Source organism: Pseudomonas alloputida (genome assembly GCF_021283545.2).
GTDB lineage: Bacteria > Pseudomonadota > Gammaproteobacteria > Pseudomonadales > Pseudomonadaceae > Aquipseudomonas > Aquipseudomonas alloputida.
This window is the reverse complement of the sequence record NZ_CP128540.1, coordinates 4002481-4011871: the sequence shown is the minus strand read 5'-3', so window position 1 is coordinate 4011871 and position 9391 is coordinate 4002481. Positions and strand designations below refer to the sequence as shown.

The following is a 9391-nucleotide window of genomic DNA, read 5'->3' as shown; positions in this document are numbered from 1 at the left end:
GTCCTTGGCCGCCATATCGCGGCAGTAAGTTGTACATGTGGTTGGGTTCGGTACAAGAAAATCGGCCGGCGGTCCGATTCAGTTATCAAGCTGCGATACCGAGATTGCGTCTCGCCTCGCTTTGGCTATGGTGAGAGTTCACCCGTGGCATACAACTAAAATCGTAGGAGGCCGACATGAGGATTCGCGGTGAAGTTTTCTGGGAGTGGGCTGATCCAACGCTTCACCACCGAACTCATGACGAAGAACTCAAGGATGGAACGGTCATTGATGTTCAGGTGCGATTGTCGCGGACGGGTACGACGCAGATGTTCATCGGCGTGTATTCGCCAAACGGGTTGGCGATCCACGAAGAAGCTTTCGATTCCCGACCTGGCGAGTCAATGACCAGGGCGCTGGCCTGGGGAGTGGGGCGGGCTCGCCGGATCGCCACCGATACCCAGCCGAAATTCGATAAAGTCGCCTGCTCGAAATAGAGGGGACAGGGGCTACAGCTGGGTGTTGATGCGGGAGAAGGTGAAGCCCTTGTGAGTTCGCCGCCGACCCTTCAGGCAGGATGTGACAACAGAAGGGTTCATGCCGATGGCGATCAGGTCTCGATGCCCGCGCAGCATGAGACCGAAGCCGCCGCGCTCTGCCTGAACCCAGCCCTTGTGGGTTCGGCTCTGCAGGCCGGTGCCGTAAACCCTCAATCCCGTTTCAATCGCGTGCCTGACGTTTTCAGATATCGTGCACCACTCAAGGTTCTCGATGCGGTTGTCCGACTTGACCCCATTGAGGTGATTAACCTGAGGAAGGTCAGACTCGCCAAGAAAGGCACAAGCCACCAGCCGATGAACTGTTCGCTGCTTTCGAGTCACGCATACGAGGAGGTATCCATCTTTGTTTGGCTTCTGCTTGAGGATTCGCGGCTGCTTAACCCCAGCAACAATCCGCGCACGAATGAATGATCGAATGCGACCGAGGCTGCTGGCCTCATAACCTGGGAAGCCTGGTATTGGCTCCCAGCGTTCAGCGCTGATAGCGTTCATGACTGGCGCTCCAGAGCAGCACGGGCAACGGTGCCATCTTCGATGAAATCCGGTTCCTCACCACACCAGAGAATGTTCAGCGGCTCGCCGCTCACTGTGTCCCAATTCCCGCTTTCGAAGTGGTAGTGCTCCCGGTCAGCGTAGAACTTCAAGGCAGCGCGCAGCCGCTCAACCTCAGCACGCAGATCGCAGATCTTCTTCCAGTGCTTGGATATGCCCTCCCGGTACCACTCAATTGAGTGTTGGAAATTGGGTTCGCCCATGAAGGTAGCGCCATCCGCTGCAACTGGCTCGCCCTGGTGCTCCTGGGCTGGCGCAGAGCCGGCCATCGGCCCCAGCCCAACAATCGGCAGCCCAGTCTCCGCCGCATCCCTCTCTGCCTCTTCTTTGGTCCACCAGAAGGCAGTACCAACCATCCAGGCAATTGGCTCGGGGTGGGGCTGTGGGGCTGGCGCTTGCTCGGCCATTTCTTCGTCATGCGATTCAAGGCAGTGCTCGCACAGGTTGTGTTCCAGCTCGCGGCGCGTCTCGCACCAGCCGCCGCAGTTGTTGTGGAACTGGCACTCGGTCATTTCGCTTTCGCTGACCATCTCTGTGTTGCTGGATCGGTTTTCTGTGGGCATGGGATACCTCGCCGGGGTGGCGTGACTGGTCAAAGGGTGATTTCGCCGGAGTCGATCTTGCGCAGCTCGACGACCTCGATCTTCTGGGTGCCATCGGTGATCACCCAGCAGGGCAAGTCCAAGTTCTGGAATGTGCCGCGGTAGTTCCGGTATGCGCCAAGTGCTGCCTTGCGGAAGCAACTCGACGCCACCTTACCGATCAGCATCGGCTTACCCCCCCCCTGTGAGCTGGAGGTCGAAAACCTCGATCTTGTCGATTCGCTTGGCCGCCGCTCGGACGGTGTTCGGCGAGAGCCTGAATTCCTCGGCGACCTCGGCCACGCGCTTGTATATCAGGGCGTCGTGTATCGCCTGATCGCGGGCGCCGTTCCGCAGGCCTGCGTAGATGACTTGCATGGGTAAGCCTCCTAGCCTGCGCGGCCTGGTGCGTTATCGTTGAATAGGGGAAGGCGCTGGCGGGCAGCGCGGGGTCAGGCAGCCGCGGATAACGGCTGGGCTAGCGCCTTCTGAACTGCCTCGACGATGCGAAGCAGGTAGGTGTATTCGTGGTTTTCCTCGACCGCCTCTTCCTGGAGGGTGTGCCACCACTCTTCTCCGAAGATATCGGTGAGCAGGTCGTTGTGGTGCCAAGTCTCGTTTGGCACCTCCAGGCCTCCGAGGATCTCTACCTGGTCGAACAGACGTCGCGCCTCGTCCTTGTCCATGGATAGGTCGCGACGCGCTTTAATCACAGTTCTCCTTGCCAGCGCCTCCAGAGCGCTGCCACTGAACCTGGTCGAACTGATGCCACGGTCAAGGCAATTCAGCACGTAGCTGGCATTGCAGTTGGTGACGAACTCGGCAACCGTGCGCGGACCCATGCCACCCCAGTAGGCATTCCAGCTCTTGTCCCAGCAGCTAATGGTGATCTTTCCCTGAGCTGTCTGATAATTCGGATCCTTCTCGGTCGGACAGTCGCGACGACCGAAGTCCTCCAGAAACACACTGATCGGATCAAGGCGCGGAACGTCACTGATGACGAGCTTGGTTACTGTCGAGGTTTCGACCTTCATGTCGATCTCCTGGGCATGCACCGCCCTCCGTGGCCGGATGCGGCATGGTGGCAATTTGGTTTGGGATGGGGTATTACGGGTGACCGGCATGGGGCCGGATCAAAGAGCGGAGTCAGGTATGTCGGTCAAAATCAACCGAAGCGGTTTAGACAAACTGATCAAAAATGCGAATGAGCTCCAAGCCACCAAGCAGGTGAAGCTTGTGGATTTGATGAATCCTTCTTTCCTAGCTGCCCACAGCAAGTTCGAAGATCTCGCCGCGCTGTTCGCAGCATCCGGATTCAAAGTCGATTCCGCTGAAGATTTCGCCGCGATCCCTGACGATGAGTGGGACGCCTTCATATCGGAAAACACCGACTTCGATAACTGGCTGGAAATGCAGAAGGCCGCGCATGCAGAATTCGCCAGGTCCATTCTCAACAAAGGACTTTGATCAAGCAACAGGCCTGATTACCTCGTCGCCCGGGTCCTGCTGAATTATCAGCATGCTCTTCCGGTCGAAGGCCAGGGCCAGGCGCGGCGAGATGCTGATCTCGTGCCGCGGCGGAGCGAGAAACTTCGCCGCGTGCAGCATGCCCAGGGCGTGGATGCCGTGGATCAGCGCCTCGACCATCTGGCTGTATGTGGCGTCTGCCCAGCCGCAGATCGCTCGCAGGTGCTGGCCGGTTCGCTTCCTGGCTGACAGCCGCAGCGGCTCAGTCCGCGCCACAGATCGGTGAGCTTCGATTTCGTGGCGCGCGATCCTGAACAAGGCGTGATGCCCGAGCGCTTCGACGTGATGAATCATCAACGTCATCGCCTCGCCCTGTTCCTCGATCCCAGCCCACTCCATCAGCTCCAGCAGGGCCTGCTTAGTCCCTGGTCGAACCTTCAAGCGCAGGTCTTCTTCCTGCAGGCGCTCGGCCTTGGCGCGGCGCTTCTCGTCACGCTGCTGCTGCGTCAGAGCCATCATCGCCTCCATTGCGCACAAAACTGGTGCCAGGGGCGTACTCCATCAGGTCGCACACCCGGTTGATGATCTTGAGCGCCGCGTCGAACACCTTGGCGTCGTCCGGCTCGCGGGCCAGGCGCTTCATGTTGGGCTGATGCTCCAGGCACACTTTGTCCACCAGGCGCCGGGCCAGCCTGCGCAGGTGGTCGGCGCTGTCGTGGAAGCGCAGGCTCAGCGCGAAAGCCATGGCCACATCATCAGGCCGGTACTGGCCGCCGCTGCGGGTGTTGTACAGTTTCTTGACCGGCCGATTCATCCAGGCCGGCAGGGTTACGACTCCAGAGGGTGCTTTCTGCATTTCGGTGCTCCGATAGGCCGCTGGGCGGCAGGTGGAACTGTTCTTGCCGCCGGCGCTGGCGGACCAGGTTGTTGATCCGCCTCATGCCGCGCGCGCCGCGTCGAGCTGATCGGTGACCTCGACCAGTTGCTGGGTCAGGTTCTCGATGGTGGCGGCGCCGCGCACACGTTCAGCGCGGCCCCACTGGCAGCTGCGGTTGAACAGCAGCTGCAGGTGATGCTCCAGTTCATTTTGGCGCTGGAGCATGTCGAGGATGGTTGCGAGTGGCATGGCTATGCACCTGCGAGATGGTGGAGCGGGGCGAACGGGATGTCGTCGTCGAAGTTATCCGGCGGCGCCGACTGCTGGCTCTGTTGTCCGTAGTTGTCGTTCTGGTTGTAGCTGTGCTGCTGCCGAGGCTGCTGGCGCTGTTGGCGCTGCTGTTGAGGCTGCCGCTGTTGCTGCTGCTGGCCACCGCCTTGGTTGTCAGGCCGGCCGCCCAGCAGCTGCATGGTGCCGTTGATGTCGACATGCACCTCAGTGCTGTACCGCTTGATGCCGTCCTTTTCCCATTCCCGGGTCTTGAGCTTGCCTTCGATGTAGCACTGGGATCCCTTGCGCAGATACTCGCCAGCGATCTCTGCAACCTTGCCGAACAGCACCACCCGGTGCCACTCGGTCTTCTCGATCTTCTGACCGGTCTGCTTATCAGTCCAGGCCTCGCTGGTGGCCAGGCTCAGGTTGGTGACCGCGTTGCCGTTGGGCAGGTAGCGGACCTCGGGATCCTGGCCGCAGGTGCCGACCAGGATGACTTTGTTGATGCCCCTCATGCTGCTTTGCTCCTAAGCTGCTTTTCAAAGCCATCTACCAACAGCTTGAACTCCCACAGGTCCTGCTCAAGCTGCTCGATGTAGTCGTCATCGCGCTTGAACTCACGCCACCAGAGCTGGCGCCCAACGGGCTTGAGGAGGGGGCAGTACATCCCGATGTGCCACCACTTCCGGCCGGTGATCCACATGCAGCCCTGCACCTGGTCGATGACATCACTCGCGTCGTTGTCGATGTGGAAGGCGCGTAGCTTGTCCGGCGCCAGGAAGCACTTGTACTCGCTGCCACCGTCCTCACCGATGAATCCGTCCGCGCTGGCGCCGAACTCTCCATCATCGGTCTTGACCAGACCGACCTGCGTAACGATCAGGCCTGTTTGAAGCTCGTGCTCCATCCGTGCGTCGGGCTCCATCTCGTGCCCTCGACGCATCTGCCAAGTCTCGAATCCCCCGTCGAGCGGAGCGCCGCCGATGCGCTCGACGGCAAGCTCGAAGGCGTAGGTGAGCGCGGCATTTGACGGCTCGCCGACTTTTTCCCCATCAAGTGCCTTCTGGACTACCTCTGCTTTCGGTGCAGCCTTGTAGCCGGCCAAGTCACGCGCCTTGGCTTCGCTGTGGCCCGCAAGAACTGCCTCGACGTAAGTTTTCTGCTGCGCGGTCAGCCCGTTCACTTTGGAGCGAGCAGTGCTGAACATGCTGGCGGTGATCACGCCGGCGCGGGCCTGCAGCCACTCGGGTGAGCCCTGGGTGCAATTGACGATAATCATGGGTTGGCCTCCAGTACTGTTTTCCGTTTGGTCACGGCGATCTTCACCGTGTCGTAACCTGCCTTGTCGCCGCTGGCCTGCAGGACCTTCAGCGAGGCTTGCCAGACATCCTTGAGCTCGTCGGGATTAGCAGCCGCTTCGACCTGAGCAAGAATGTCGGTGACCGCTTGGGCTCGCGCTTCTGCGGTATTGGAGCCATCCGAGGATTGCGCGTCGTCGTCCCTGACGTCGCCGGTTGTGATGTTCAGCAAGGCGCACATCACGTAGCGCTTGCCGTAGGTGGTGGACGAGCCGACCGCTTGAACATCGTTCCGGCCTTTGCCGATGTCGGCCGGCAAGGTCATGGTTGTCTGCTCGCGGTGTCCGTCGCGGTGCATCAGGATGCCGGTGACGCTGATCGACTTGTCCTGGTTCTCCACCTTGAAGGTGATCGCGAACCCGTGCCGCTGCATGATCGGCTTGACGACTCGGGTGATGTCGTCGAGCGTGGCGTAGGCGTTGCCGGTGTGCAGATTCACCGCCGCTTCGAACACGGTCGGGATCTCGCACTGCATCTGGGCCATACCTGCGTTGAAGGCTGCCTCAGCTGTCTTGGCCTGCATGCGTTCATGCATGGCCAGAAGCCGCTCCATCTTCTCGATGTCGCAGGTTGGATCGGCGGCTGCACGACTGATGACCGCCATGATGCTGTTGTCGACGGGCGCTACCGCAGCCACTGCCTGTCGGCGCTGCTCCGGCACGATAATGGTGCTGCTCATGGCGGCTACCTCAGAAGTTGATGGTGATGTTCGGGACTTCGCGGCGGGCGATCTTGAGAACGATGGCCCTGGCCAGCTCCTCGTTGATGTTCAGTGACATCAACGCGGTTTTGGCCTCGCCCATGACCTTTGCCTTGTGGGCCTGGTCGCGCTCGCGGGCTTCTTGCTGGCGGAGGATCTCGGCGGCAGCAGCATCAGCACGGCGGCGCTCGTCCTGGCGGGCTTTCTCGGCTGCCTCCTCAGCTTGGCGGGCGACTGCCTGGCGCTCTACCTCGGCTTGGCGCAGAGCTGCTTGGCGGTCGGCCTCGGCCTGAGCTCGGGCGCGCTCTGCTTGTTCGGCCTGCAACTTGAGCTGGAGGCGCTGGTTCTCGGCTTCGCGCTCTTGCGCAGCGGCCTGGTCAATCAGCTCCTGCTCTCGGCGGGCAGCGGCTTCGCGCTCCGCTTGCTGCTGCTGGGCCACGCGCTGGCGCTCGGCCTCGACGGCGGCCTCCTGTGCCAGACGGATGCGATCTTGCTCGGCGCGCTCTTCTGCTTCGCGGCGCAGGCGGGCCAGTTCTGCTTGCTCAGCCTCGAACTGCTCGCGTTTCTGTAGCGCTGCCCGCAAGGTGGTCAGCACCTTATCCTTGGTGTTGGCCGCTTCTGCCTCGAATTCCTCCCAGTGAGCCCCCAGCTGCATGCCTTCGGCTTCGGCAATCAGGCCTTTGAGTTGCAGGGAGTTCAGTTCGCCCAGGTCGTAGGCCAGAGTCTTCAGCCAGTTCAGGCGGTCGTTGTGGCGGTCGATCCGAGCATCCTCGGCGGCTTCCCACTCGGTGAGCGGCCGGCGCGTCTCGTCCCGTAGCGCGTCCATTTTGGTCACGAACTCGCGCAGCTCGGCCTCAACGACCTTCGGCATTTCCTTGAGCCGGCGCAGGTAGTCGCGGCCAGGCTTCTCGACAGCGGTCTTCGACTTGCTGACTTTGGCGGCCAGGCTGGCGATGCGCTCGCGGCCCTTGCGGGTTTTCAGGTCGGGCACTTCGCCCTCGACTTCACCCTTCACAAGGTCGATGAATTGCTGCAGGCCGCCGGCCACGTAGATGGCCGGGGCGTTCGCCTCGCTGATCTCTTCGATCGCGATCAGTTTCTGTTCTGCGGACATTAGAAAACCTCGCGCCAGGCCGGCGCCGTCAGTTGAATAGGGGAATGCCAGGTCACGCCGCTGGCAGGCGGCCATGGTTGGGATGGAAACCAAGCTCGCGCTCTGCAGCCTCCCTCGCAGCAATGGCGAGGTCTTTTGATTTGAAGCGGCCAAGGATCTTTTGCCGGCCATCAACCTTTATGTGCGCCACCCACTCGGACCTGGCTGAGTACCAGCTAACCCCTACACGGCCACTCTTATTGCTGGCCAAAAGGGGCATGTTCCGATTGTTCTCGAGACTGCTGACATCTCGGAGATTGGTGATTCGGTTGTCCAGCTTGTTGCCATTGATGTGATCGATATGCTGAGTCGGCCACTCACCGTGTGACGCAAGCCAGGCCAAGCGATGGGCCCTGTAGCTCTTTCCGTTGATCTGGATGAGCAGATATCCGTTGCTGTTCACCTTTCCCGCTCGCGAGCCGGCATATCTGGTGTTCCAGGCCTTCATTCGCTCCTCAGACACAAAGTCGCAAAGCGGGCGAGGTAGCCAGGTGAAGGATCCGGTATTTGCGCAGTAAGAAAGGCGAGCGGATAGATACTGTTGATCAATCATGGGTTCCGCCGTGCTCGGCTACGTGATTCAGGAAGTGATGCTGCCGGCCAGTGCGCTGGCGAGCATGAAGAAGGTGCAGGCGAAGAGCATGGAGAAGGAGCCGCGCCAAGCCGCGATGCGGCGGGCCCGCTGGTAGCGGTTCATGGTCTGGCTGCCCATGCGGCTAGCTCGCATTTAGCTGCCAGCTTCAGGAGATTCCGGGAGGTTGCACGGAATCCCTCAGTGTTGGGGAAAAGGGCCAGGTCATGACCGATGGGGTATTCCTCGAAGGGACCATGCCAGGCCCAGTTCAGGCGCCAGTCGCTCCACACTGTGTATGCCTCGCAGCCATCACCCCAGTAGTCCGTGCCGCCGCCTACGCTCAGAACGTGGCTCACGCATGTTCTCTGCTCATACGCCAGTTCCGAGCATTCCCGGTCGACCCATGCACGTCTGTAGATAGTCGGATGAAGCCGGGCAACCTTCTTGCTCAGCTTTTTTTCGATTCGCGCCTTCATGCCCGAACCTCATAGCCGACAGTCCACACGCCGCAGATGCAGGCCCGACACTTCCAAGCCTCTGGGTTCTCGATGCTGGCCAGCGCCGCCTCATTCACCGCGGCGGCGAATGTCGGCCCCTTGAACAGCATCAGCACCCGGTCGGACGGCATGGCCTGAGCCTCTGGCAGTTCGGCGATCTGCTCGTCGATGAGCGTGGTGATCAATGGCGTAGTCATGCAGCCTCCTTGCGCCGAACGGCAATACGCCGGATGCGCTCGCAGTAGTGTTTGAATTCCTCGGCGTCGATGACGAGGATGGAGAAGTAAGCGACGACCATCGTCTCAGCCTTCGCGTCTTCCACCGGGCCAGAGCCCGGCAGAAGCATCGTCTCGATTGCGGCCTCGATGGCGCGAACCGCCACGCTGTGAGGATTCATTCCGAGTCCTCGGCCTGGGCCAGCACTGCTTCCTTGGCGAAAGGAGTGAGTAGCTGCCGGGCGATCTCTTCAAGCTGGACCTCTGGGTTGGCCACGCTCAGGATCTCGTCGGCTGCGGCGGCCGCATCGCTGGTGACCTTGCAGCGCGCGGCCAGGACCAGGCGGCCCAGCACCGACTTGCTGATGTCAGACAGGCCGAGCTGGCCCATCACGAACTCGTCAACTGCGATGGCGAAGCGCTCGAAGGTCACGCCCCGCTGCCGGAAGTTGCGCTGGAACACGAAGTCGCGGCGCGCCATCAGCTCGGCAATGCCGTCGTCGATCCAGCGCGCCTCAGCTTCCTCAGCCGCGCTTTCGCTCACCGCCGGCGGCAACTGGTTGTCGTAGTGCCATTGTGCTGCTCGAAGTGCGCCCATGGTCGCC

Annotated in this window: 19 protein-coding genes; 2 read left to right on the top strand and 17 right to left on the bottom strand. The window is 61.1% G+C overall.

Translation table 11 applies throughout. The features are described from left to right. The first annotated feature begins 176 nt into the window (after positions 1-176). Positions 177-476 carry a hypothetical protein gene (locus LU682_RS18530; RefSeq protein ID WP_232856967.1) on the top strand — a complete coding sequence of 100 codons (300 nt, stop codon included), beginning with the start codon at positions 177-179 and terminating at the stop codon, positions 474-476. 12 nt (positions 477-488) lie between these two features. On the opposite strand, the gene LU682_RS18525 is transcribed toward LU682_RS18530, so the two are convergent. The 5 genes from LU682_RS18525 to LU682_RS18505 all read right to left on the bottom strand — a co-directional run bounded on the left by LU682_RS18525 (position 489) and on the right by LU682_RS18505 (position 2706). After that, positions 489-1031 carry an NUMOD4 motif-containing HNH endonuclease gene (locus LU682_RS18525; protein ID WP_050592038.1) on the bottom strand — a complete coding sequence of 181 codons (543 nt, stop codon included), beginning with the start codon at positions 1029-1031 and terminating at the stop codon, positions 489-491. Beyond that, complete coding sequence (locus tag LU682_RS18520) at positions 1028-1654, bottom strand: hypothetical protein (protein ID WP_232856965.1); 627 nt, start codon at positions 1652-1654, stop codon at positions 1028-1030. The genes LU682_RS18525 and LU682_RS18520 overlap by 4 nt, the downstream gene beginning before the upstream one ends. A gap of 29 nt (positions 1655-1683) precedes the next feature. Beyond that, the gene (locus tag LU682_RS18515; protein WP_160320187.1) at positions 1684-1860 is read right to left on the bottom strand and encodes a hypothetical protein; all 177 of its coding nucleotides are present in this window, start codon (positions 1858-1860) and stop codon (positions 1684-1686) included. Positions 1861-1864: 4 nt separating this feature from the next. Beyond that, a complete protein-coding gene (locus LU682_RS18510) occupies positions 1865-2050 on the bottom strand; it encodes a hypothetical protein (RefSeq protein WP_054572430.1) in 186 nt (61 codons plus the stop codon). Positions 2051-2124: 74 nt separating this feature from the next. Beyond that, complete coding sequence (locus tag LU682_RS18505; protein WP_100413188.1) at positions 2125-2706, bottom strand: phiTE_072 family protein; 582 nt, start codon at positions 2704-2706, stop codon at positions 2125-2127. On the opposite strand from LU682_RS18505, the gene LU682_RS18500 reads away from it, so the two are divergent. After that, positions 2705-3139, top strand: a complete 435-nt coding sequence (locus LU682_RS18500; protein WP_232856963.1) for a hypothetical protein — start codon at positions 2705-2707, stop codon at positions 3137-3139. The two genes, LU682_RS18505 and LU682_RS18500, sit on opposite strands and share 2 nt — an antisense overlap. Here LU682_RS18500 and LU682_RS18495 read toward each other — a convergent pair whose 3' ends face one another. From LU682_RS18495 to LU682_RS18435, 12 genes are all read right to left on the bottom strand, one after another. Then, positions 3140-3655 (bottom strand): hypothetical protein, encoded by a 516-nt coding sequence (locus tag LU682_RS18495; RefSeq protein WP_232856954.1) that lies wholly within the window; start codon positions 3653-3655, stop codon positions 3140-3142. Continuing rightward, positions 3630-3995 carry a DUF7740 domain-containing protein gene (locus LU682_RS18490; RefSeq protein ID WP_232856929.1) on the bottom strand — a complete coding sequence of 122 codons (366 nt, stop codon included), beginning with the start codon at positions 3993-3995 and terminating at the stop codon, positions 3630-3632. Before LU682_RS18490 ends, LU682_RS18495 begins: the two co-directional genes overlap by 26 nt. A gap of 81 nt (positions 3996-4076) precedes the next feature. After that, complete coding sequence (locus tag LU682_RS18485) at positions 4077-4265, bottom strand: hypothetical protein (protein WP_232856917.1); 189 nt, start codon at positions 4263-4265, stop codon at positions 4077-4079. Between the two features lie 2 nt (positions 4266-4267). Continuing rightward, positions 4268-4804, bottom strand: coding sequence for a single-stranded DNA-binding protein (locus LU682_RS18480; protein ID WP_232856915.1), 537 nt, complete (start codon positions 4802-4804; stop codon positions 4268-4270). Continuing rightward, entirely contained in the window at positions 4801-5568 is a 768-nt protein-coding gene (locus tag LU682_RS18475) for a lambda exonuclease family protein (protein ID WP_232856914.1), read from the bottom strand. The genes LU682_RS18480 and LU682_RS18475 overlap by 4 nt, the downstream gene beginning before the upstream one ends. Continuing rightward, positions 5565-6326: an ERF family protein gene (locus LU682_RS18470; protein WP_232856912.1), complete on the bottom strand. Its 762-nt coding sequence runs from the start codon at positions 6324-6326 to the stop codon at positions 5565-5567. Before LU682_RS18470 ends, LU682_RS18475 begins: the two co-directional genes overlap by 4 nt. A gap of 10 nt (positions 6327-6336) precedes the next feature. Continuing rightward, the gene (locus LU682_RS18465) at positions 6337-7461 is read right to left on the bottom strand and encodes a coiled-coil domain-containing protein (protein ID WP_232856901.1); all 1125 of its coding nucleotides are present in this window, start codon (positions 7459-7461) and stop codon (positions 6337-6339) included. A gap of 52 nt (positions 7462-7513) precedes the next feature. After that, entirely contained in the window at positions 7514-8053 is a 540-nt protein-coding gene (locus LU682_RS18460) for an HNH endonuclease signature motif containing protein (protein ID WP_232856899.1), read from the bottom strand. Positions 8054-8080: 27 nt separating this feature from the next. Continuing rightward, positions 8081-8212, bottom strand: coding sequence for a hypothetical protein (locus LU682_RS18455; protein ID WP_256245962.1), 132 nt, complete (start codon positions 8210-8212; stop codon positions 8081-8083). A 334-nt stretch (positions 8213-8546) separates the two neighbouring features. Beyond that, positions 8547-8768: a hypothetical protein gene (locus tag LU682_RS18445; RefSeq protein WP_232856897.1), complete on the bottom strand. Its 222-nt coding sequence runs from the start codon at positions 8766-8768 to the stop codon at positions 8547-8549. Beyond that, positions 8765-8968, bottom strand: coding sequence for a hypothetical protein (locus LU682_RS18440; protein WP_060489037.1), 204 nt, complete (start codon positions 8966-8968; stop codon positions 8765-8767). The genes LU682_RS18445 and LU682_RS18440 overlap by 4 nt, the downstream gene beginning before the upstream one ends. Then, entirely contained in the window at positions 8965-9384 is a 420-nt protein-coding gene (locus tag LU682_RS18435) for a hypothetical protein (RefSeq protein WP_060489039.1), read from the bottom strand. Before LU682_RS18435 ends, LU682_RS18440 begins: the two co-directional genes overlap by 4 nt. Between the last annotated feature and the right edge of the window lie 7 nt (positions 9385-9391).

Coding starts and splice junctions, on each gene's coding strand:
- LU682_RS18445 (WP_232856897.1), bottom strand. CDS start 8,768: ATGACTACGCCATTGATCACCACGCTCATCGACGAGCAGATCGCCGAA.
- LU682_RS18510 (WP_054572430.1), bottom strand. CDS start 2,050: ATGCAAGTCATCTACGCAGGCCTGCGGAACGGCGCCCGCGATCAGGCG.
- LU682_RS18505 (WP_100413188.1), bottom strand. CDS start 2,706: ATGAAGGTCGAAACCTCGACAGTAACCAAGCTCGTCATCAGTGACGTT.
- LU682_RS18515 (WP_160320187.1), bottom strand. CDS start 1,860: ATGCTGATCGGTAAGGTGGCGTCGAGTTGCTTCCGCAAGGCAGCACTT.
- LU682_RS18480 (WP_232856915.1), bottom strand. CDS start 4,804: ATGAGGGGCATCAACAAAGTCATCCTGGTCGGCACCTGCGGCCAGGAT.
- LU682_RS18490 (WP_232856929.1), bottom strand. CDS start 3,995: ATGCAGAAAGCACCCTCTGGAGTCGTAACCCTGCCGGCCTGGATGAAT.
- LU682_RS18460 (WP_232856899.1), bottom strand. CDS start 8,053: ATGATTGATCAACAGTATCTATCCGCTCGCCTTTCTTACTGCGCAAAT.
- LU682_RS18520 (WP_232856965.1), bottom strand. CDS start 1,654: ATGCCCACAGAAAACCGATCCAGCAACACAGAGATGGTCAGCGAAAGC.
- LU682_RS18500 (WP_232856963.1), top strand. CDS start 2,705: ATGTCGATCTCCTGGGCATGCACCGCCCTCCGTGGCCGGATGCGGCAT.
- LU682_RS18530 (WP_232856967.1), top strand. CDS start 177: ATGAGGATTCGCGGTGAAGTTTTCTGGGAGTGGGCTGATCCAACGCTT.
- LU682_RS18440 (WP_060489037.1), bottom strand. CDS start 8,968: ATGAATCCTCACAGCGTGGCGGTTCGCGCCATCGAGGCCGCAATCGAG.
- LU682_RS18435 (WP_060489039.1), bottom strand. CDS start 9,384: ATGGGCGCACTTCGAGCAGCACAATGGCACTACGACAACCAGTTGCCG.
- LU682_RS18475 (WP_232856914.1), bottom strand. CDS start 5,568: ATGATTATCGTCAATTGCACCCAGGGCTCACCCGAGTGGCTGCAGGCC.
- LU682_RS18485 (WP_232856917.1), bottom strand. CDS start 4,265: ATGCCACTCGCAACCATCCTCGACATGCTCCAGCGCCAAAATGAACTG.
- LU682_RS18455 (WP_256245962.1), bottom strand. CDS start 8,212: ATGGGCAGCCAGACCATGAACCGCTACCAGCGGGCCCGCCGCATCGCG.
- LU682_RS18495 (WP_232856954.1), bottom strand. CDS start 3,655: ATGGCTCTGACGCAGCAGCAGCGTGACGAGAAGCGCCGCGCCAAGGCC.
- LU682_RS18470 (WP_232856912.1), bottom strand. CDS start 6,326: ATGAGCAGCACCATTATCGTGCCGGAGCAGCGCCGACAGGCAGTGGCT.
- LU682_RS18465 (WP_232856901.1), bottom strand. CDS start 7,461: ATGTCCGCAGAACAGAAACTGATCGCGATCGAAGAGATCAGCGAGGCG.
- LU682_RS18525 (WP_050592038.1), bottom strand. CDS start 1,031: ATGAACGCTATCAGCGCTGAACGCTGGGAGCCAATACCAGGCTTCCCA.